The organism is Kitasatospora sp. NPDC051170 (assembly GCF_044455705.1).
In the GTDB taxonomy this organism is placed as follows: domain Bacteria; phylum Actinomycetota; class Actinomycetes; order Streptomycetales; family Streptomycetaceae; genus Kitasatospora.
The window spans coordinates 1-20,433 of the sequence record NZ_JBITFA010000002.1 but is presented as its reverse complement, the minus strand read 5'-3'; the positions used below and the strand labels follow the sequence as shown (position 1 = coordinate 20,433).

At 74.0% G+C, this 20,433-nt stretch carries 16 protein-coding genes, 1 rRNA gene and 1 pseudogene; 4 read left to right on the top strand and 14 right to left on the bottom strand.

Annotation, left to right across the window (positions count from 1 at the left end):
* Positions 1-25: 25 nt before the first annotated feature.
* Positions 26-664 (bottom strand): NUDIX domain-containing protein, encoded by a 639-nt coding sequence (locus ACIBCA_RS04085; RefSeq protein ID WP_396281256.1) that lies wholly within the window; start codon positions 662-664, stop codon positions 26-28.
* A 103-nt stretch (positions 665-767) separates the two neighbouring features.
* A complete protein-coding gene (locus tag ACIBCA_RS04080) occupies positions 768-2,444 on the bottom strand; it encodes a CTP synthase (protein WP_396281255.1) in 1,677 nt (558 codons plus the stop codon).
* Positions 2,445-3,175: 731 nt separating this feature from the next.
* Here ACIBCA_RS04080 and ACIBCA_RS04075 point away from each other — a divergent pair.
* Positions 3,176-5,176, top strand: a complete 2,001-nt coding sequence (locus ACIBCA_RS04075) for a glycoside hydrolase family 15 protein (protein ID WP_396281254.1) — start codon at positions 3,176-3,178, stop codon at positions 5,174-5,176.
* Here ACIBCA_RS04075 and ACIBCA_RS04070 read toward each other — a convergent pair.
* From ACIBCA_RS04070 to ACIBCA_RS04060, 3 genes are all read right to left on the bottom strand, one after another.
* Positions 5,173-6,351: a glycosyltransferase family 4 protein gene (locus ACIBCA_RS04070; RefSeq protein ID WP_396281253.1), complete on the bottom strand. Its 1,179-nt coding sequence runs from the start codon at positions 6,349-6,351 to the stop codon at positions 5,173-5,175. The genes ACIBCA_RS04075 and ACIBCA_RS04070 overlap by 4 nt on opposite strands.
* Positions 6,352-6,519: 168 nt before the next feature.
* Positions 6,520-8,253, bottom strand: a complete 1,734-nt coding sequence (recN, locus tag ACIBCA_RS04065; protein WP_396281788.1) for a DNA repair protein RecN — start codon at positions 8,251-8,253, stop codon at positions 6,520-6,522.
* 88 nt (positions 8,254-8,341) lie between these two features.
* Entirely contained in the window at positions 8,342-9,115 is a 774-nt protein-coding gene (locus tag ACIBCA_RS04060; protein WP_396281252.1) for a YitT family protein, read from the bottom strand.
* A gap of 143 nt (positions 9,116-9,258) precedes the next feature.
* On the opposite strand from ACIBCA_RS04060, the gene ACIBCA_RS04055 reads away from it, so the two are divergent.
* Positions 9,259-10,779, top strand: a complete 1,521-nt coding sequence (locus tag ACIBCA_RS04055) for a PLP-dependent aminotransferase family protein (RefSeq protein WP_396281251.1) — start codon at positions 9,259-9,261, stop codon at positions 10,777-10,779.
* Between the two features lie 16 nt (positions 10,780-10,795).
* Here ACIBCA_RS04055 and ACIBCA_RS04050 read toward each other — a convergent pair whose 3' ends face one another.
* The 4 genes from ACIBCA_RS04050 to ACIBCA_RS04035 form a co-directional block, all read right to left on the bottom strand.
* Entirely contained in the window at positions 10,796-11,704 is a 909-nt protein-coding gene (locus ACIBCA_RS04050; RefSeq protein ID WP_396281250.1) for an NAD kinase, read from the bottom strand.
* 173 nt (positions 11,705-11,877) lie between these two features.
* Positions 11,878-12,684: a TlyA family RNA methyltransferase gene (locus ACIBCA_RS04045; RefSeq protein ID WP_396281787.1), complete on the bottom strand. Its 807-nt coding sequence runs from the start codon at positions 12,682-12,684 to the stop codon at positions 11,878-11,880.
* A gap of 42 nt (positions 12,685-12,726) precedes the next feature.
* Entirely contained in the window at positions 12,727-12,948 is a 222-nt protein-coding gene (locus ACIBCA_RS04040; protein WP_396281249.1) for a hypothetical protein, read from the bottom strand.
* A complete protein-coding gene (locus ACIBCA_RS04035) occupies positions 12,938-13,684 on the bottom strand; it encodes a hypothetical protein (protein ID WP_396281248.1) in 747 nt (248 codons plus the stop codon). Before ACIBCA_RS04035 ends, ACIBCA_RS04040 begins: the two co-directional genes overlap by 11 nt.
* Before the next feature lie 311 nt (positions 13,685-13,995).
* Between ACIBCA_RS04035 and ACIBCA_RS04030 the strand changes: the two genes are divergently transcribed.
* Positions 13,996-14,343, top strand: a complete 348-nt coding sequence (locus ACIBCA_RS04030; protein ID WP_396281247.1) for an alkyl sulfatase C-terminal domain-containing protein — start codon at positions 13,996-13,998, stop codon at positions 14,341-14,343.
* A 10-nt stretch (positions 14,344-14,353) separates the two neighbouring features.
* Here the strand turns inward: ACIBCA_RS04030 and ACIBCA_RS04025 are convergent, their stop codons facing one another.
* Entirely contained in the window at positions 14,354-15,391 is a 1,038-nt protein-coding gene (locus ACIBCA_RS04025; RefSeq protein ID WP_396281246.1) for an HAD-IIA family hydrolase, read from the bottom strand.
* Between the two features lie 90 nt (positions 15,392-15,481).
* On the bottom strand, positions 15,482-16,012 hold the full coding sequence (locus tag ACIBCA_RS04020; RefSeq protein ID WP_396281245.1) for a tetratricopeptide repeat protein: 531 nt from the start codon (positions 16,010-16,012) through the stop codon (positions 15,482-15,484).
* Positions 16,013-16,101: 89 nt separating this feature from the next.
* On the opposite strand from ACIBCA_RS04020, the gene ACIBCA_RS04015 reads away from it, so the two are divergent.
* Entirely contained in the window at positions 16,102-17,472 is a 1,371-nt protein-coding gene (locus ACIBCA_RS04015; RefSeq protein WP_396281244.1) for a DUF1015 family protein, read from the top strand.
* A gap of 138 nt (positions 17,473-17,610) precedes the next feature.
* On the opposite strand, the gene ACIBCA_RS04010 is transcribed toward ACIBCA_RS04015, so the two are convergent.
* The 3 genes and pseudogenes from ACIBCA_RS04010 to rrf all read right to left on the bottom strand — a co-directional run bounded on the left by ACIBCA_RS04010 (position 17,611) and on the right by rrf (position 20,288).
* On the bottom strand, positions 17,611-18,531 hold the full coding sequence (locus tag ACIBCA_RS04010) for a hypothetical protein (protein ID WP_396281786.1): 921 nt from the start codon (positions 18,529-18,531) through the stop codon (positions 17,611-17,613).
* A 666-nt stretch (positions 18,532-19,197) separates the two neighbouring features.
* Positions 19,198-19,911 (bottom strand): annotated as a pseudogene (locus ACIBCA_RS04005) (hypothetical protein); the annotation flags it as partial.
* 260 nt (positions 19,912-20,171) lie between these two features.
* Positions 20,172-20,288, bottom strand: a 5S ribosomal RNA gene (gene rrf / locus ACIBCA_RS04000).
* Between the last annotated feature and the right edge of the window lie 145 nt (positions 20,289-20,433).

The following is a 20,433-nucleotide window of genomic DNA, read 5'->3' as shown; positions in this document are numbered from 1 at the left end:
GGCGAATCACCCGGGCGAATCAACCTCAGCCCTCGAAGGGCCGAGCGGGCCACGGCGAGTCGGCCGGGCGCAGCGCGTCCAAGCCCCCCGGGGAGGTGAGCGCGGCGTGCACGGCGAGGGTGCCGGTGATCAGCGTCGGGTTGTGGAGCTCGCCGGCCTGGATGAGCCGGATCAGCTCCGGCACGGGCACCCAGGCGACCTCGATCTGCTGCTCCTCCCCCTCCGCCGCGTAGCGCTCGCCCTCGGCCGCCGACAGGTCGGTGGCCACGAACATCCGCAGCGCCTCGTCGGTGCCGCCCGGGGAGGTGTAGTAGTCGGCGAGGACGCGCCAGGTGTCGGCCTTGCAGTGCGCCTCCTCGTACAGCTCGCGCTGCGCGGCGTGCCAGGGGTTCTCGCCGGGCACGTCCAGCAGGCCCGCGGGCAGCTCCCACAGCCGCTGGCGCACGGGGTGGCGGTACTGGCGCAGCACCAGCACCCGCCGCTCGGCGTCGAGGGCGAGCACGGAGACGGAACCGGGGTGGGTCTGGTAGTCGCGGCGGGCCCAGCTGCCGTCCGGCATCAGGACCTCTTCGCTGCGTACGCCGGTGACCCTGCCCTGGAACGGTGTCGTGCCGCCGCGGACCTCCCACTCCTCGGCCACGTCGAAGATCCCCTGCTGCTCCATCGCACTCCCCTTTTCGTCAGTACGACACAATCTAACGCCGGACGGCGGCCCCGCGGGAATCGCGGGACCGCCGTCCGGTGAACGACCGTGAATGAACCGTGGACTACTCGCCCGCGGTCTTGATCTCGATGGCCGCCTTGACCAGGCCCGCGAAGAGCGGGTGCGGGCGGGTCGGGCGGGACTTCAGCTCCGGGTGGGCCTGGGTGGCCACCAGGTAGGGGTGCACCTCGCGCGGGTACTCGACGTACTCGACGAGGTCGCCCTTGGGCGAGAGGCCCGAGAACTGCAGGCCCGTCTTCTCGAGGTCGGCGCGGTAGGCGTTGTTGACCTCGTAGCGGTGGCGGTGGCGCTCCTCGACGTACTGCTCGCCGTCGTAGACCTCGCGCACGATCGAGCCCTCGGCCAGCTTGGCCGGGTACAGGCCCAGGCGCATGGTGCCGCCCAGGTCGCCCTTGCCGTCGACGATGGCCAGCTGCTCGGCCATGGTGGAGACGACGGGGTGCTTGGCGGCGGCGTCGAACTCGGTGGAGTTGGCCTCCGGCAGGCCGGCCAGGTTGCGGGCGGCCTCGATGACCACGCACTGCAGGCCCAGGCAGAGACCCAGCAGCGGGACCTTGTTCTCGCGGGCGAAGGTGATCGCGCCGACCTTGCCGTTGACGCCGCGGTCGCCGAAGCCGCCGGGGATGCAGATCGCGTCCACGTCGCCGAGCTGCTCCTGGGCGCCCTCGGGGGTCTCGCAGTCGTCCGAGGTGACCCACTTGATCTCGACGCGGGCGTTGTTGGCGAAGCCGCCGGCGCGCAGCGCCTCGGTCACCGACAGGTAGGCGTCGGGCAGGTCGATGTACTTGCCGACCAGGGCGACCTTGACGATGTGCTGCGGCTCGTGGACGCGGCGCAGCAGGTCGTCCCAGGTGGTCCAGTCCACGTCGCGGAACGGCAGGTCCAGGCGGCGCACCACGTACGCGTCCAGGCCCTCGCCGTGCAGCACCTTGGGGATGTCGTAGATCGACTTGGCGTCGATGGCCGCGACCACGGCCTCCTCGTCCACGTCGCACATCAGCGAGATCTTGCGCTTGATGGCCTGCGGCACCTCGCGGTCGGCGCGCAGCACGATCGCGTCGGGCTGGATGCCGATGTTGCGCAGGGCGGCCACCGAGTGCTGGGTGGGCTTGGTCTTCAGCTCGCCCGAGGGGCCGATGTACGGCAGCAGGGAGACGTGCACGAAGAACACGTTGTCCCGGCCGACCTCGTGGCGGACCTGGCGGACGGCCTCCAGGAACGGCAGCGACTCGATGTCGCCGACGGTGCCGCCGACCTCGGTGATCACCACGTCGACGTCCTCGGTCGCCATGCGGCGGATCCGGGACTTGATCTCGTTGGTGATGTGCGGGATGACCTGGACCGTGTCGCCCAGGTACTCGCCGCGGCGCTCCTTGGCGATGACCGTCGAGTACACCTGGCCGGTGGTGACGTTCGCGGAGCCGTGCAGGTTGGTGTCGAGGAAGCGCTCGTAGTGACCGATGTCGAGGTCGGTCTCGGCGCCGTCGTCCGTGACGAAGACCTCACCGTGCTGGAACGGGTTCATCGTGCCCGGGTCCACGTTGAGGTACGGGTCGAGCTTCTGCATCGTCACGCGCAGGCCACGGGCCTTGAGCAGCGCGCCCAGGCTGGAGGCGGTGAGCCCCTTGCCGAGCGAAGAGGCGACACCCCCGGTGACGAAGAGGTGCTTGGTCGTCACGGCGCGGCCGTTCGCTGCCTTGCCGGAATGGGGCTGTGCCAAGAGGGGGCTCCCGTGGGTCGCTTGTCGAAGGTGACGTGGTGGGAGGCTCACGGGGTCGCCGGGCGACGGGAGGCCTGTGCGGTGCACGGCGCTCTGGGGGTCGTCGGTTCGGCTGGTCCGGGGCGTTTCATCCCCACCGGTCCACGGGATACCAGGGTAACAGTGCCCCGCCCCGGTCGCCTTCCGGCCCGCCCGCCCCGCTCCGGAGCGCGCGCCGGGTGTACCACCGGCGCACCACCCGGCGCATGCGTCCCACCGGTCGCACTCCGGCCGGACCGGGCCACTTCCGGGCCGCGCGTGGCACTCCGTACGGGCCATGGTGCCCCGCCCGTCGGAACCACCCGGAGGTGATCCTTCCGGGCCATCCTTGCGGCCGGGCCCGCGATGCACGGCATTTCCCCCGAATTGCGGCGCCACACCGGGCTGCGCCCGCGTGCTTCGCCCCTTTCGTCCGTCGTAAGCTGCTCGGACGCATCGCCGACAGCACGAGCACGCGGAGGGCGTGGGAGCGTCAGGACACTCCCGGTCCCCGATGCGCGACCGGACCTCCCCGTATTCCAGCTCCTCCCCACCCACCCTCAGGGGCCGCCCAAGGTCCCGTGCGGACACTCCAGCAAGGCCCGCCACCACCCCCGGCGGGCCGGACGTCCCGGGGTGAACCTCCGGCCCCGCAGACCCGCTCGCTCCCTCCTTCGCCGATGCCCTGACCACATTGCGAACTGGAGATCCACGTGGCCGGCCGTATTGAGGACTACGCACTCATCGGGGACATGCAGACCGCCGCCCTCGTCAGCAGGGACGGGGCGGTCGACTGGCTCTGCCTTCCCCGCTTCGACTCCCCGGCCGTCTTCGCGGGCCTGCTCGGCACCGACGAACACGGCTTCTGGCGGATCGGCCCGGCCGAGGCCGTGCTCAGCGAGGTCCAGGCCCCCGCGGCGGCCGCCGCCGCGAAGGTGCGCCTCGCCGACTCCGCCGACCTGCGCGTGCCCCCGCCCACCGCCGCCGCTCCCGCCCTCCCGGCCGACCGGCGCCGCTACCGGGGCGACTCGCTGATCCTCGAACAGGAGTGGGACACCCAGGGCGGCACCGTCCGGGTGATCGACTTCATGCCGCCGCGCCCGCTGGCCGGCAAGGACGCCGTCCCCCAGGTGATCCGGATCGTCGAGGGCGTCGCCGGCACCGTCCGGATGCGCTCGGCGCTGCGGATGCGCTTCTCCTACGGCCGGATCGTGCCCTGGGTCCACCGGGTGGAGCAGCCGGACGGCGGCCACCGCACCGTCGCCGTCGCCGGGCCCGACTCCGTCTGGCTCGACGGCGAGTCCGAGACCTACGGGCGCGACCTCACCACCTACGCCGACTTCACGATCCGCACCGGGGAGCGCATCGCCTTCGCCCTCACCTGGCAGGCGTCCCACCTCGAGCCCCCGGCCGTCCCCGACGCAGAGGAGATGCTCGAGGCCACCGCCGGGTTCTGGCAGGAGTGGGCCGCCCAGTGCACCTACCAGGGCCCCTACCGCGAGGCCGTCGTCCGCTCCCTGATCACCCTCAAGGGCCTCACCTACGCCCCCACCGGCGGCATCGTCGCCGCCCCCACCACCTCCCTGCCCGAGGACATCGGCGGCGAGCGCAACTGGGACTACCGCTACACCTGGCTGCGCGACGCCGCCATCACCCTCTCCTCGCTGCTGCGCACCGGCTACCGCGACGAGGCCCGCGCCTGGCGCGAGTGGCTGCTGCGCGCCGTCGCGGGGGACCCGGAGAACCTGCAGATCATGTACGGCATCGCCGGGGAGCGCGAGCTCACCGAGTCCTCCCTGGACTGGCTGCCCGGCTACGAGGGCTCCCAGCCCGTCCGGATCGGCAACGGCGCCGCCGGCCAGCTCCAGCTCGACGTCTACGGCGAGGTCGTGGAGGCCCTGCACCTGGCCCACATGACGGGCCTGGTGCGCAACGACCACGCCCACCACCTCCAGCTGCGCCTGATCGAGTACCTGGAGGACCACTGGCAGAACCCGGACGAGGGCATCTGGGAGGTCCGCGGCCCCCGCCGGCACTTCGTCCACTCCAAGGTGATGGCCTGGGTCGCCGTGGACCGCACCATCAAGATGCTGGAGCAGACCCCCGAGGACGCCCCGGGGGACGCGCCCGCCGACGGCCACCTGGAGCGCTGGCGCGAGCTGCGCGACACCATCCACCGGGACGTCTGCGAGAAGGGCTACGACCCCGAGCGCAACACCTTCACCCAGTACTACGGCGGCAAGGAGCTGGACGCCTCCCTGCTGCTCATCCCCCAGGTCGGCTTCCTGCCGCCGGACGACAAGCGGGTCATCGGCACCATCGAGGCCATCCAGCGCGAACTGTCCACCGAGGACGGCTTCGTGCTGCGCTACCCGACCCACGACGAGTCGGGCAACAACGTGGACGGCCTCTCCGGCCACGAAGGCGCCTTCCTGGCCTGCTCGTTCTGGCTCGCCGACGACCTGGCGATGATCGGCCGGGTGCAGGAGGCCCGCGAGCTGTTCGACAAGCTGCTGTCGCTGCGCAACGACATCGGCCTGCTCGCCGAGGAGTGGGACCCGCGCCTCAAGCGCCAGGTCGGCAACTTCCCGCAGGCGTTCAGCCACGTGCCGCTGATCGACACCGCCCTGCGGCTCACCGCCTGCGGCGCCGCCTACCTCTCGGCCCAGCCGGAGGTCCCGGCCGCCGAACGCGTCGAGGGAGCGACCGTTTAGGACCTCTGCATCAACTCGTCGTAGGTGCTGAGCACCTGGGCGACGGTGGCGGCCTCGTCCGGCCAGGTCTCGGCCTGCTGCAGGCCGGCCGCCACCAGCGCCTGACGGCGGGCCGGGTCGGCGAGCAGCTCGCCGACCGCCCGTCCGATCGCGCCCGCGTCGCCGGAGGGCACCAGCACGGCGGCGTCGCCGACCAGTTCGGGGATGCCGCCGACGGCCGTCGCCACCACCGGCACGCCCGCGCGCATCGCCTCCTGCACCACCAGGGAGCGGGCCTCCCAGCGGCTGGAGACCACGACCACGTCGGCGGCGGCCAGCAGGTCGGGCACGTCCGTGCGGTAGCCGAGCAGCCGCACGGGCAGCTTCTCGGCGGCCGCCCGCTCGCGCAGCGGGCCCGCCTCGGGGCCGTCCCCGGCGAGCAGCAGCAGCGGCTCGGGGTCGAGCGCCGACAGCTCCCGGGTGGCCTCCAGCAGCAGGGCGAACGCCTTCTGCGGGACGAGCCGGCCCACGGCCAGCACCAGCGGGCGCTCCGGGCCCCCGTCGAGCAGCGCGGCCCGTGCCTCGGGGCGGGTGAGGCGGCCCTCGGGCATCGGCGGGGCCGCGACGGGGCCCAGCCGGGCGTCGGTGGCGCCCAGTTCGCGGGCCCGGGCGACCAGGTCGGAGGAGGCGCCGAGCACCAGGTCGGCGGCGCGGGCGACCCGGCGCTCCATCAGCCGCTGGAGGCGCCGCTCCATGCCGGTGGTCAGCAGCGCGTGGTGCATGGTGACGACCAGCGGGGTCTCCGGGCGCAGGCCCGGGAAGCGGCCGGCGGTGCGCAGCGCGAGGTCGGAGAGCAGCCCGGCGCGCACGCCGTGGGCGTGGACCACGTCGGCGCCGGTGAAGGCGCGGCGCAGTTCGCCGATCGCGGTGGCGTCGCTGCGGGCGCCCGAGGTGGGGGTGATGTCGACGGTGTGGAACCGCGCGCCGGTGCGGGAGAAGCCGAACAGGGCGTCGGTGCCGGCCGGGGCGCATACCGTGACGATCACGCCGTGCGCGACCAGGCCCTGGGCCAGGGAGCGCACATGCGCTCCGATGCCGCCGGTGCTGGCGGCCAGGACGAGTACCACGTGCAGCTGCCCCGGTTCGGGGCTGGCCGCGGTGGCCCGGGCGGCGGAATGGTCCACGTCGTCTCGCATCCGACTCGATCGGGTTCGCGCACCGCCTCGCGAGGGTTGCCCACGGGCGGCGCTCGGGGACTGGAAAGCCAGTGTCCAGCCGCCACCATGCCAGGTCGGCGGCCCTCTTGGACAGTCGGCGCCACCGGGGCGCGTCGCCGTCGCGTACTCGGGGCCGCCGACGCGTGATCAGCGGTGGCGCGGGCTCCTGGCGGCGGCGAGGAGTTCCTCGGCGTGGGCGCGGCCCAACTCGGAATCCTCCAGTCCGGCCAGCATCCGGGAGAGTTCGCGCACCCGCTCCTCGTCGTTCAACACCTTGACGCCGGAACGGGTGACAGTGCCGTCGTTCGTCTTCTCCACCACCAGGTGCCGGTCCGCGAAGGCGGCGACCTGCGGGAGGTGGGTGACGACCACGACCTGGGCGCTTTCGGCCAGTTTGGCCAGCCGGCGGCCGATCTCCACGGCCGCCTTGCCGCCGACCCCCGCGTCCACCTCGTCGAACAGGTAGGTGGGGACGGGGTCGGCGCCGGCGAAGACCACCTCGACGGCGAGCATCACGCGCGAGAGCTCACCGCCCGAGGCGCCCTTGGCGATCGGGCGCGGCTGGGCACCCGGGTGCGGGGCGAGCAGCACCTCGACCTCGTCGACGCCGTGCGGGCCGTAGGCGACGGTGCGGCCGTCGACCTCGAGGCCGGCCAGGTCGTCGACCTGGCTGATCGCGAAGGTCACCCGGGCGTGCGGCATCGCCAGTTCGGCGAGTTCGGCGGAGACGGCGGTGGCGAAGTGGCCGGCGGCGGACTGCCGGGCGGCGGACACCTCGGCCGCCAGTTCGGCGAGCCGGGCGCGCAGTTCGGTCTCCTGGGCGCCGAGTTCGTCGATCCGGTCGTCGTCGCCGTCGAGCTCGTGGAGGCGGACGGAGCCCTCCTCGGCCCAGGCGAGGACCTCGGCGAGGGTGTTCTCCTCGCCGCCGTACTTGCGCAGCAGCTGGGCCAGGACGGCCCGGCGGTCCTCGACGGAGGCCAGGCGCACCGGGTCGGCGTCCAGGTCGTCCGCGTAGCCGGCGAGGTCCCCGGCGACGTCGGCGAGCAGGTAGCCGACCTCGTTGAGGCGGTCGGCCAGGGCGGCCAGGCGCTCGTCGTGGTGGCGCACGGCGTCCAGGGCGCGGCGGGACTGGCCGAGCAGGGTGCCCGCGTCCAGCGCCTCCGGGTCGGCCGGGTCCCCGGCGAGGGCGGCGTGGGCGAGGGTCGCGGCGGAGGACAGCGCGTCCGCGTGGCCGAGGCGTTCGGCCTCGGCGGCCAGCTCGACGTCCTCCCCGGCGACGGGCTCGGCGGCGGCGATCTCGTCCAGGCCGAAGCGCAGCAGGTCGGCCTCCTGGGCGCGCTCGCGGGCCCGGGTGGTCAGCTCCTCCAGCGTGGCGGCGACCTCGCGCAGCTCGCGGTAGGTCTCCCGGTAGCGGGCCAGCGGCTCGGCGACGGCCTCGCCCGCGTAGCGGTCCAGGGCGCCGCGCTGGCGGGCCGGGCGCAGCAGCCGCTGCTGGTCGGTCTGGCCGTGGACGGCGATCAGGTCCTCGCCGAGCTCGGCGAGCAGCCCGACCGGCACGGCCCGGCCGCCGACGAACGCGCGGGAGCGGCCCTCGGCGGAGACGGTGCGGCTGACCAACAGGGCGCCGTCGTCCAGTTCCGCCCCGGCCTCCAGCGCGCGGGCCGCCGCCGGGGAGCCCGGCGGCAGCTCGAGCCTGCCCTCGACCACGGCCCGCCCGGCGCCGTTGCGTACCAGGCCCGGGTCGGCGCGGCCGCCGAGCAGCAGGCCGAGGCTGGTCACGACCATGGTCTTGCCTGCACCGGTCTCACCGGTCACGGCGGTGAAGCCGGGGGCGAGTTCGACCACCGCGTCGTCGATGACCCCAAGATCCCGTATCCGCATCTCGTCCAACACGGAGACGACCTTACGAGGTTCCACCCCCGGCGCGCGACGAGCGGCAACGGCGCGCGGCAACTGCATGCCGCGAAGTTCATCCCTTCCGGGGCGTTTGCACCGTGGGTTCCCCCTCGATCCCGGCCGGGCCCGGCACGGTGCACCAGGGCAGGAACAGCTGGGCCAGCGGGCCGATCGCCAGCGCGTACAGGACGGTGCCGACCCCGGCGGTGCCGCCGAGCAGGATCCCCGCCAGCAGCACCGTGACCTCGATCCCGGTGCGCACCAGGCGCAGCGAGCGGCCGGTGCGCCGGTGCAGGCCCGTCATCAGGCCGTCGCGCGGGCCGGAGCCCAGGCGGGCGCCGATGTAGAGGCCCGTGGCCAGGCCGTTGAGCAGGACGGCGCCGACCATCAGCGCGATCCGGGCCGGCAGGCCCCCGGGCGCGTCGAACAGGCGCAGGGCGCCGTCCATGGCCGCGCCGATCACCGCCACGTTGGCGACGGTGCCCACGCCCGGGCGCTGGCGCATCGGGATCCACAGCAGCAGCACCAGGGCGCCCATGATCGTCACCCAGGCGCCGACGGAGAGGCCGATGGTGCGCTGGAGGCCCTGGTGGAAGACGTCCCACGGGTCCAGGCCGAGGCCGGAGCGCAGCATCAGCCCCATGCTGGTGCCGTACAGCACCAGGCCGAAGGCCAGCTGCGGCAGGCGCCGGCCCAGGGCGTGGGTGTCGCCGAGGACGCGGACGGCCAGGCTCGGGCGGGCCGCTCCGGCCGTTGCGCTCGTTCCGGCGGTCGAGGTCGGGGTCAAGGTCGAGGTCGAGGTCGCGGTCGAGGTCGGGGTCGGGGTCGGGGTGGTCGTGGTGGCCAACGGGTGCTCCTGCGGGTGGTGCTGCACCCCGGGGCGGCGGCTCCGGCGGTGGCGGCCCCGACGGCCGCCCTGCCATGATGGGCGGGCCAAAACGGCCCACCCAAGGGCCAATCACGAGCAAGTGGACTGGAAACCCGCCGCCGATGGCCGACTGGCACACCACCGTCACCCCGCCCGCGCTCGCCCGGCTGCTGGCCGCCACCCGGCTGCCCGAGCCCACCGGCGCCCGCCGCCCCGCCTACCGGACCCTCGCCGGGCAGATCCGGCTGCTCGTCACCGAGGGCCGTCTGCCCGTCGGCGCCCGGCTGCCCGCCGAACGCGAACTCGCCGCGGGCCTCGACCTCAGCCGCACCACCGTCGCCACCGCCTACGAGACCCTGCGCACCGAGGGCTACCTGCGCAGCCGCCGCGGCTCCGGCAGCTGGACGGCCCTGCCCGAGGGCACCCCGCCGCCCACCGACGCCCTGCACCCCCTCCCCCCGCACGAGCAGGGCGCCACCCTGGACCTCGGCATCGCCGCCCTGCCCGCCCCCGAGCCCTGGCTCGGCCGGGCCGCCGCCCGCGCCGTCGAGCTGCTGCCCCACTACGCCACCGGGCACGGCCACTACCCCACGGGCCTGCCGGTGCTGCGCGAGGCCCTCGCCCGCCGCTACACCGAGCGCGGGCTGGCGACCACGCCCGACCAGATCCTCGTCACCACCGGCGCCATGGGGGCCCTGCACCTCGTCCAGCGACTGCTGGTCGGCCGCGGCGACCGCGTCGCCGTCGAGGCGCCCAGCTACGCCCACACCCTGCAGGCCCTGCGCCTCACCGGCGCCCGGCTGGTGCCCGTGCCCTTCGCCTGGACGCCCGGGGCCCGCGAGACGGGCCCCACCCCGGCGTGGGACCTCGCCGAGTGGCGCCAGGTGCTGCGCGGGGCCTCGCCCAAGGTGGCCTACCTCATCCCCGACTTCCACAACCCGACCGGCGCCCTCGTCCCCGAGGAGCCGCGCCGCGAGCTGCTGGCCGCCGCCCGCGCCTCGGGCACCCTCGTCCTGGTCGACGAGACCACGGCCGAACTCGGCTGGGGCGTACCGGAGTCCGAGCCCCTGCCGCGCCCGATGGCGGCCCTGGACCGCGCCGCCCAGGTGATCACCGTCGGCTCGGCCGCCAAGCTGCTCTGGGGCGGCCTGCGGATCGGCTGGGTACGGGCCGCGCCCCAGCTGGTGCGTCGGCTGGCCACCGAGCGGGTCTACAGCGACGCCGGGAGCCCGGTCCTCGAACAGCTCATCGCCACCGAACTGCTCGGCGAACCACTGGCGCGGATCCGCGCCGAACGGTTCGCCCGGCTGCGCGCCACCGCGCACGCCTTCGCCGCCGCCCTGCCCGAGCGGCTGCCCGACTGGCGCTTCCACCTGCCGCCCGGCGGCCTGGTGCTGTGGGTCTCCACCGGCACCCTGTCCGGCGCCGCGCTGGCCCGGGCCGGCGAGCAGCACGGGGTGCGGATCGCCGCCGGCAACCGCTTCGGCTCGGACGGCGCCTTCGAGCACCACGTGCGCATCCCGTTCACGGTGCCCGCCGCGGCCGTTCCCGCCGCCGTCGACCGGCTCGCCGACCTGGCCGCCCGCGCGGCCGCCGGGCCGGGCTTCGCCACCGCCGACGACACCCAGCCGCCACCCCCGTAAGGAAACCGACGGGCCGTCAGCGCTCCGTGTCGGAGCGCCCCCGCCAACCCGTCACCGGCAGCGCGAACTTGGCGACCAGGCGGTCCGTGAACGGCGCCCGGTGCAGTCGGGCCAGCCGCACCGGCGTCTGCCCCCGGCGCACCTCCACCCGCGCGCCGGCGGGCAGTTCGACCGAACGCCGCCCGTCGCACCAGAGCACCCCGTGCGGGGTCTTGGGCTGCACCTCGACGGCCAGCACCGAATCCGGGGAGGTCACCAACGGCCGGGCGAACAGCGCGTGCGCGGAGATCGGCACCATCAGCAGCGCCTCCACCTCCGGCCACACCACCGGGCCCCCGCCCGAGAACGCGTACGCGGTGGAACCGGTCGGGGTCGCACACACCACCCCGTCACAGCCGAAGTTGGAGACCGGACGGCCGTCCACCTCCGTCACGACCTCCAGCATCCGCTCCCGGGACGCCTTCTCGATCGACGCCTCGTTCAACGCCCAGTCCTGGTGCACCACATCGCCGTTGGTACGCACCAGGACGTCGATCGTCATCCGCTCCTCGACCTCGTAGTCGGCGTCGACCACCCGCTCGACCACCACGGCCAGGTCGTCCCGCTCGGCCTCCGCGAGGAAGCCGACCCGCCCCAGGTTGATCCCGAGCATCGGCAGCCCGTGCTCACGCGCCAACTCCGCGCCGCGCAGCAGCGTCCCGTCCCCGCCCGCGACGAGGATCAGCTCGCAGCCGTCCGCCGCCCGGGGCCCCTCGACGACCTTCTCGACGCCCTCGGGCAGGTCCAGCCCCTCCGCCTCGTAGGCGAGGAGCCTGATCCGGATACCCGCCTTGAGCAGCCCGTGCACCAGCGCCTCGACGCTGCGCAGCGCCGTCTCCCGCCCGGTGTGCGCGATCAGGAAGACCGTGCGCTCTTCATCGCTCATGCCGCTGCCCCTCTCCCTACGACTGCCGGGCCTACGCCTGCCGGGCCTACGCCTGCCGGGCCCTACGCCTGCCGGGCGCCCTGAGCCCCGGTTCGGTCGCGCCACCCAGCATGACGGACCGGACGTCCGCTGAGGAGCTTAGGGCGTGTTTGTCGGATCACGTCGGCACGCCTTTACTGCGGCCCCTCCGCGACGGCCCGGTCCGCCTCCGCCGGGTCCAACTGCGGGGCGCCGCGCCGCAGCCAGAGGAAGTACTCGACGTTCCCCGACGGCCCCGGCAGGGGGCTCGCGGTGACCGCGCGCACGCCCAGACCCAGCTCCCACGCCTGCCCGGCGACCTGGCGCACCATCTCGGCGCGCAGCTGCGGGCTGCGCACCACCCCGCCGCTGCCCAGTCGCTCCTTGCCGATCTCGAACTGCGGCTTGACCATCATCACCAGGTCCGCGTCCTCGGCCGCGCAGGCGGCGAGCGCGGGCAGCACCAGGCCCAGCGAGATGAAGGACAGGTCCCCGACCACCAGGTCGACGGGCGCGCCACCGATCGTCTCCAGGGTCAGCTCGCGCACGTTGGTGCGGTCCATCACCGTCACCCGCTCGTCGCTCTGCAGCGACCAGGCCAGCTGCCCGTAACCGACGTCCACCGCCAGCACGTGGGCCGCACCGGCGCGCAGCAGCACGTCGGTGAACCCGCCCGTGGAGGCGCCCGCGTCCAGGGCCCGGCGGCCCTCGACCACCAGGCCCTGCGGCACGAAGGCCGCGAAGGCCCCGGCCAGCTTGTGGCCGCCGCGCGAGACGTAGTCGGGGTCGTTGTCGTCCTTGGCCACCACGACGGCCGCCGAGGTCTCCACCTGGGTGGCCGGCTTGGTCGCGGTGGTCCCGCCGACCGTCACCCGCCCGGCCGCGATCAGCTCGGACGCGTGCTCGCGCGACCGGGCCAGCTTGCGGCGGACGAGCTCCGCGTCGAGTCGGCGTCGTGCCACTGCCACTGGTACTTCAGCTCCTACGGGTGGTGCGGGTTGCGATCAGTCCTGGTCGAGCGCGGCCAGCGTGTCGACCAGCCGCTGGTGAACATCTTCGTACACCGGGACGTGCGCCTCGGCCGGCACCCCGTCCAACGCCTCCAGCCGGGCGAGGGCCGTGTCCACCCCGGGGTGCCCGGTCGCGGTGAACTCCACGCCCAGCGGGCCGGTCACCTCGGCGGCCGTCTCGGCGGCCGGGTCCGCCCCGCCGGGCTCACTCGCCATCGGGCTGCTTCCGGCTGGTGGCCTTGCGCACGGTCGTCTTCTTGACGGCGGTCTTCTTCGCCGCGGCCGCCTTCTTCACGGTCGGCTGCTTCACCGTCGCCTTGGAGGCCGTGGTCTTCTTCGCGGTGGTCTTCTTCGCCGTCGTCTTCTTCGCGGTGGTCTTCTGCGCCGCCGTCCTCTCGACCGCCACCTTCTTCGCGGCAGCCTTGCGCACCGGCACGACCGGGGCCACGGGCGGCACCGGCGGGTCGACCTCCACCGGCTCGTCCACCTCCACTCGCTCGGCCAGGACCGGCTCGTCGGCCCGCTCCTCCCAGCCGCGCCCGAACAGGTCGTCCGCCCGGGGCGCCGGAGCCTCGGTCGCATACGGGTCCGGCGCGGGCTGCGCCGCCTCCTCGCCCTCGACCTCGCGCAGCTTGCTCTCCAGATAGGCCAGCACCACGCCCACCTTGGTGACCTGGTCCCCGACCTTCTCGAAGACCTTCTCCACCTCGCCGCGCGCCACCCCGACCGCCAGGTCCACCCCGGCACGCCCGGCGGTGAACGCCTCCCCGGCCAGGGTCTGCAACTGCTCGGCGGAGGGCGGGAACTGGCCGCCGAACCGGCGCTCCACCTCGGCCACGTCGACCCCGGTCCTCTCCAGGACCGTCGCCGCCGTGGCGGTGACCCGCCTGCCGACCTCCTCCACCACCACGGCGGCGGCCGCCACCGCTCCCCGCACCGTCCTCGGCAGCATCCGGGTGCCTCCTCAGCGCCTGCGCGCATCGCTCCGTCGCCATTGACCCGGGCCGTCCCGGGCCGTTCCCACGCACGACGCTACCGCCAAACACGCCCTGGGGTACCGTGGCCCCTTCAGTCACCGTCACGCCCCGGGAACGGACCCGGCCCTCTCTTTCGACTCTTGTCGGATCAGCGGGCGTCGTTGGGGTGCGTGCATCGGCGGTGCCGAGGAGGGAGTAGATGCGGAGCATCGGCGACTGACGAGAAGCCGGCGAGGTGCGTGCCCCGGCGGCGACCGCCCGGCAAGAGTCGAAAGAGAGGGCCGTCATGGCCAACGCCGAAGAGTGCCGCGAGGCCCTGGAGCAGCTCAGCCGCAACATGGCGAAGTCCACCGGGGACGTCCGCAAGGCCGCCGCGCTCGACCGCTCGCTCAGCTGCCGGATCACCGACCTCGACCTGACCTTCACCGGCCGCCTGCGCGACGGCAGCATCCAGGACGTCGTCTCCACCCCCGGCGCGCCCGCCGAGAAGGCCGAGATCCGGCTCACCATGAGCAGCGACGACCTGGTCGCCCTCGTCGGCGGCGGGCTCAACTTCGCCTCCGCCTGGGCGAGCGGCCGCGTCCGGCTGGAGGCCGGATTCCGCGACCTGCTGCGCCTGCGCACCCTCCTCTGAGCCGGCGGTCCTAGAACCCCAGCTCCGCCAGCGCCTTCCCTCCGTCCACCGCCCCGGCGCCCGCGTCCAGCGCCGTCCACGCCGCCGCGCACAGCGCCCGCAGGCCGTCCCAGCGGTCCCCCGCCCCCGACAGCCGCAGCGCGCCGCCCTCGGCCGTCGCCGTCCAGCCGCCGCAGACGAACCCGGCGCCGGCCGCCGCCACCTCCGGGTGCGCCGTCAGCAGCCCCCGCAGGTCCTTCGCCAGGTAGGTCGGCCGGTGCTCGGCCGGGGCCGCCAGCAGCTCCGCCGGGGTGGTCACCCCGGTGAAGACCAGCAGGCTGTCCACCCCGCCGTTGAACGCGCCCTCGATGTCCGTGTCCAGCCGGTCGCCGACCACCAGCGGCCGCCGCGCACCCGTGCGCAGCACCGTCTCCCGGTGCATCGGCGGCTGCGGCTTGCCCGCCACCACCGGGTCCACCCCGGCCGCCGCCCGCACCGCCGCGACCAGCGTCCCGTTGCCCGGCGCGATGCCACGGGCGGTCGGGATGGTCAGGTCGGTGTTCGAGGCCACCCACGGCAGCCCGCTCTGGACGGCGTACGCGGCCTCGGCCAGCTGCGCCCAGCCCACCGTCGGGTCGTAGCCCTGGACGACGGCCTGCGGCTCCTCGGCCAGCGTGCGGACGGCGACCAGACCACGCTCGGCCAGCGCCTCCTCCAGCCCGGCCCCGCCGACGACCAGCACCCTCGCCCCGGCCGGCACCTGCTCGGCGACGACCCGGGCGGCGGCCTGCGCCGAGTTGATCACGTCCGCCGGCTCGGCCGGCACGCCCAGCCCGGTCAGGTGCTCGGCCACCACGCGGGGCGGCCGGGAGGCGTTGTTGGTCACGTACGCGAGCCGCATCCCCGCCGCCCGCGCCGCGTCCAGCGACTCCACGGCGTGCTCGATCGCGTGCGGGCCCGCGTACACCACGCCGTCCAGGTCCAGCAGCGCCGTGTCGTACTCCCCGGTCAGCGGGGCCGCGCTCCCGCCGGGGGCGGTGCGTCGCTCGATGGGGGCCGTCTCGCTCATGCCTGCGCTACCTCATTCACTGCCGTCGTTCGCTGCCGCCGTTCACGGGCGTCATTCACTGCCGTCATTCACGGGCGTCATTCACTGGCGTCATTCACTGGCGTCGTGTCGTTCCGCCCCGGGCTCCAGGTACCCGGGCGCCCCGGGCAGCAGCGGGCCGTACGCCCCGGTGCGGGCCGCCAGGGTCGCCCTGGTCTGCCGCAGCGCCGCCCGGTAGTGGTCGGTGCCGGGCGCCATCGCCACGGCCAGCGCCAGGTGCTCGGCCGAGGTCTCGAAGTCGCCCAGCCGGGCCGCCGAGACGCCCCACCCGAACTGAGCGTAGTCGTCGGACGGATCGGCCAGCGCCACGGCCCGGAAGTTCTCCAGCGCCGCCGCGTACGAGCCCGCGTCGAACTGGGCCCGCGCCAGCGCCTCCCGGATGCTGCGCGAGTGCGGCTCGGCGGCCGCCGCCCGGGCCAGCAACTGCTCGGCGGCGGCCGGGTTGCCCTGCGCCAGCAGCCTCGCGCCGCGCCGGAACCAGTCGTACACGTCGCCGGTCGGCTCCCCTCCCCGGCTCTGCGGCGGCACCCCGCCGCCCGTCCCGTCGAGCCCCTCGCCCAGCCGGTCCTGACCGTCGTCCACGCCGTACCTCGCCCTCGGTCGCACTCCCGCGCCCGCGGAGGCGGGCGTTCCGATCTCTCAACAACGCGTACCCGGTTACGATGCCCAGAATGAGCACACCCAGTGCATACGACGGAGTCGAGACTCCCGAGGGCGGCCCCGGAGATCCCGGGCACGTCGCCGCCGCAGGACTGTCCCTGTCCCCCTTCCGAGGTCTGCGCTACGTCCCCGACCGGGTCGGTGCGCTCGCCGCGGTGATGTCCCCGCCCTACGACGTGGTCGACCCAGGGCGTCGGCTGGACCTCGAGACCGCCGATCCGCACAACGTCGTCCGGCTGATCCTTCCCAGACCCGAGCCGGAGGACGCCGGCGACCGACCCGATCGCGACACCAAATACCGCCACGCCGCCCGGCTGCTCGCCGACTGGCAGCGCGAGGGCATCCTCTCCTCCGACTCCGAACCCGCCCTCTACGTCTACGAACAGCGCCTTCCCGCCACCGCCGACTCTCCCGAACTGCTCCAGCGCGGCCTGATCGGCGCCCTCGCCGTCAGCGACCGCGAGGCCGGCGTCGTCCTCCCGCACGAGGACGTGATGCCCCGCCCGGTCGCCGACCGCGTCGGCCTGATGCGCACGACCCGTGCCAACCTCGAACCGCTGCTGCTCACCTACCGGGGCAAGGGCGGCGCCTCCGAGGTCATCGAACGGACGGTCCAGGGCGAGCCCCTGCTCTCCACCGCCACCAGCGACGGCACCCACCACCGGCTGTGGGCCGTCACCGACGCCGAGGACATCGCCGAGATCGGCCGCGACCTCGCCACCTGCCGCGCGCTGATCGCCGACGGCCACCACCGCTGGGAGATGTACCTGCGCCTCCAGCGCGAGCACCGCCACCTGCCGCGCAGCCCCTGGGACCGGGGCCTGGTCCTGCTCGTGGACACCGCCCGCTACCCGCTGCGCGTACGGGCCATCCACCGGGTGCTGTACCGCCTGCCGATCGCCGAGGCACTGGACGGGCTCGGCGAACACTGGCGGGTCAAGGAGGTGCCCGGCCCGCTGACCGCCGCCCTCCAGGCCCTCGCCGAGCAGAAGCGCCACGGCGGCAACGGCTTCGTCCTGACCGGCGGGGACGGCGTCTTCTGGCTCGTCGGCGAGCCCGAGGAGGCCCTGCTCGACGCCACCGTGCCGCACGACCGGCCCGAGGAGTGGCGCCGCCTGGACGCCACCGTGCTGCACGCCACCCTGCTCGACCACACCTGGCACGTCCCGGACGGCCCCGACGACATCGGCTACCTGCACACCGCCGCCTCCGCCGAACGGGAGGCCGCCCGCACCGGCGGCACCGCCGTCCTGCTGCACCCCGTGAAGGAGAGCGTGGTGCGGCGGCTCGCCGAGCAGGGCGTCACCATGCCGCGCAAGTCCACCTCCTTCGGGCCGAAACCGGCCACCGGCCTGGTGCTGCGCAACCTCGAACTTGGCTGACACCGAGCTGACACCGGACTGACGCCCTCGGGGGGCGTCACCCGCAACGCGATGAGGCCCTGCCACTCCCCCTCGGGGGAACGGCAGGGCCTCACTCGTGTCACCGCGGCTCACCACGGCTCACCACGGCCGAAGGGCTCAGACCTGGTCGGTCTCCTCGGCCTTCTCGGCCTTCTCGGCCTTCTCGGCCTTCTCGGTGCTCTTGGTCTCGCGCCCGGGGACCACGCCGTCGAAGTCCTCGTCGATCTCGAGGTCGTCCTCGTCGTAGAACTCCTCGACGTCCTCCTCGTCCTCGAAGATCACGCGGTCGTCGGAGACCTCGCCGGCGCGCTTCTTCGCCGGGGCCTCGGCCTGCTCGGCCGTCTCCTCGGCCAGCTCCGGGTCGAGCGCGTCGGTGAACTCCACGCCGTCGATCTCGGCCAGCCGCTCCGAGGCGTTGGTGCTGCCCTCGGTGTCGGCCTCGGCGGCCTTCGCGAACCAATCACGGGCCTCGTCGGCCCGGCCGGCGGCGATCAGGGCCTCGGCGTAGGCGTACCGCAGACGCGCGGTCCACGGCTGCACCGAGCTGGAGGCCAGCTCCGGGCTCTGCAGGGTGACGACAGCCGCGTCGAACTGCTCCATGTCGGCGCGGGCACCCGCGGCGACCAGACGCATCTCGACCTGACCGGCCTTGTCCAGCTGCTTGACCTCGGGCTCGCCGGCCATCGCCAGGGCGCGCTCCGGGCGGCCCAGACCGCGCTCGCAGTCGGCCATCACGGGCCACAGGTCCGCACGGCCGGTCATCCGACGGGCGGCGCGGAACTCGGTCAGCGCCTCGGAGTACCGCTGCGTCATGTACGAGGCGAAGCCCGCCGCCTCACGGACGGCCGCCACGCGGGAGGCCAGACGGAGCGCGACGCGGGAGTACTGGTACGCCTCCTCCGGCTCGCTGTCGAGCAGGCGGGCGACCATCACCAGGTTGCGGGCGACGTCGTCGGCGAGGGTCTTGGGCAGGCTCTTGAGCTCCTGACGCACGTCCGCGTCGATCTCGAAGCCCGTGACGTCCTCCGGGATCGGCAGACGCTTGACGGGCTCGTAGTTGCCCCGCCGGTCGTCCTGGTCGCGGCGGTAACCACCGCGGTCGTCGCGGTCGTCACGGCCCCGGTACCCACCGCCCTGGCGGTCATCGCGGCCGCGGAAGCCGCCACCCTGACGGTCGTCACGGCCGCCTCGGTAGCCGCCGCCACCGCCCTGACGGTCATCGCGGTCACGGAAACCACCCGAGGGGCGGTCGTCACGGCGGAAGCCACCACCGGCGGGACGGTCGTCACGGCCGCCACGGAAGCCGCCCGACGGGCGGTCGTCACGGCGGAAGCCGCCGCCACCGCCCTGACGGTCATCGCGGTCACGGAAACCACCCGAGGGGCGGTCATCGCGACGGAAGCCACCACCGGACGGACGGTCGTCACGGTCACGGAAACCACCCGAGGGGCGGTCGTCGCGACGGAAGCCGCCACCGGACGGACGGTCGTCACGGCGGAAGCCGCCGCCACCGCCCTGACGGTCGTCACGGTCACGGAAACCACCCGAGGGGCGGTCGTCACGGCGGAAGCCACCACCGGCGGGACGGTCGTCACGGCCGCCACGGAAGCCGCCCGACGGACGGTCGTCGCGACGGAAGCCGCCGCCACCGCCCTGACGGTCATCGCGGTCACGGAAGCCGCCACCGGCCGGACGGTCGTCACGACGCGGACGGTCATCACGGTCATCCCGACGGAAGCCACCGGAGGGGCGGTCATCGCGGCGGAAACCGCCACCGGCGGGACGGTCGTCACGGCCGCCACGGAAGCCACCGCCGCCCTGGCGGTCGTCACGGTCACGGAAACCACCGGACGGGCGGTCGTCGCGACGGAAGCCGCCGCCACCGCCCTGACGGTCATCGCGGTCACGGAAACCACCCGAGGGGCGGTCATCGCGACGGAACCCACCACCGGAGGGGCGGTCATCACGGCGGAAGCCGCCGCCACCGCCCTGGCGGTCGTCACGGTCACGGAAACCACCCGAGGGGCGGTCATCGCGACGGAACCCACCACCGGACGGCCGGTCGTCACGGCCGCCACGGAAGCCGCCGCCGGCCGGACGATCGTCACGCCCCCGGTACCCGCCCGAAGGGCGGTCGTCGCGGCGGAAGCCGCCGCCACCCTGGCGGTCATCGCGGTCGCGGAAGCCACCGCCGGACGGACGGTCGTCACGACCCCGGTAGCCACCGCCGCCACCACCCTGGCGGTCGTCACGGTCGCGGAAGCCGCCACCGGACGGACGGTCGTCACGACCCCGGTAGCCACCCGACGGACGGTCATCGCGACGGTCGTCGCGGCGGAAGCCGCCGCCCTGACGGTCGTTGGACCAGCCCCCACGGGACCGGGGCTCGTCGCCGCGGCCCCCGTCCGATCGGCGCTCAGGACGGTCCTGGGACTGGTTCGACATTTGGTGACTCCTTCTGCTTCTTCAGCTCCACCGCGTATCCGGCAGGTTCACTGCCGCCGCGGTATCGGCGCCCGGCCTCCTGGCCATGCGCCTTCTCCATTGTCCGGCATCCTGGATCCCCCCGCGCCTGGGCGGAGGGGGTCCCGGTCTGGCCGGCCTTGTTGTGCACGTTCGCGGAAAACAAAAAAGCCGCGGCCCCAGCGAAATCGCTGGGGCCGCGGCTTTGAATAATTGTTCGGCGGCGTCCTACTCTCCCACAGGGTCCCCCCTGCAGTACCATCGGCGCTATGAGGCTTAGCTTCCGGGTTCGGAATGTAACCGGGCGTTTCCCTCATGCTATGACCACCGAAACACTATGAAACTGTCAACCGCACCCAACCCCCCACTTCTCATGGGGATCGGGGGTCGTTGTTTCAGAACAACACAGTGGACGCGAGCAACTGAGGACAAGCCCTCGGCCTATTAGTACCGGTCAACTCCACCCCTTACAGGGCT

What these genes read in the sequence shown, in the direction of transcription:
- ACIBCA_RS04085 (WP_396281256.1), bottom strand. Translation starts at nt 664, where the DNA reads ATGGAGCAGCAGGGGATCTTCGACGTGGCCGAGGAGTGGGAGGTCCGC.
- ACIBCA_RS04070 (WP_396281253.1), bottom strand. Translation starts at nt 6,351, where the DNA reads ATGCGAGACGACGTGGACCATTCCGCCGCCCGGGCCACCGCGGCCAGC.
- recN (WP_396281788.1), bottom strand. Translation starts at nt 8,253, where the DNA reads ATGCGGATACGGGATCTTGGGGTCATCGACGACGCGGTGGTCGAACTC.
- ACIBCA_RS04055 (WP_396281251.1), top strand. Translation starts at nt 9,259, where the DNA reads ATGGCCGACTGGCACACCACCGTCACCCCGCCCGCGCTCGCCCGGCTG.
- ACIBCA_RS04050 (WP_396281250.1), bottom strand. Translation starts at nt 11,704, where the DNA reads ATGAGCGATGAAGAGCGCACGGTCTTCCTGATCGCGCACACCGGGCGG.
- ACIBCA_RS04040 (WP_396281249.1), bottom strand. Translation starts at nt 12,948, where the DNA reads ATGGCGAGTGAGCCCGGCGGGGCGGACCCGGCCGCCGAGACGGCCGCC.
- ACIBCA_RS04035 (WP_396281248.1), bottom strand. Translation starts at nt 13,684, where the DNA reads ATGCTGCCGAGGACGGTGCGGGGAGCGGTGGCGGCCGCCGCCGTGGTG.
- ACIBCA_RS04030 (WP_396281247.1), top strand. Translation starts at nt 13,996, where the DNA reads ATGGCCAACGCCGAAGAGTGCCGCGAGGCCCTGGAGCAGCTCAGCCGC.
- ACIBCA_RS04025 (WP_396281246.1), bottom strand. Translation starts at nt 15,391, where the DNA reads ATGAGCGAGACGGCCCCCATCGAGCGACGCACCGCCCCCGGCGGGAGC.
- ACIBCA_RS04015 (WP_396281244.1), top strand. Translation starts at nt 16,102, where the DNA reads ATGAGCACACCCAGTGCATACGACGGAGTCGAGACTCCCGAGGGCGGC.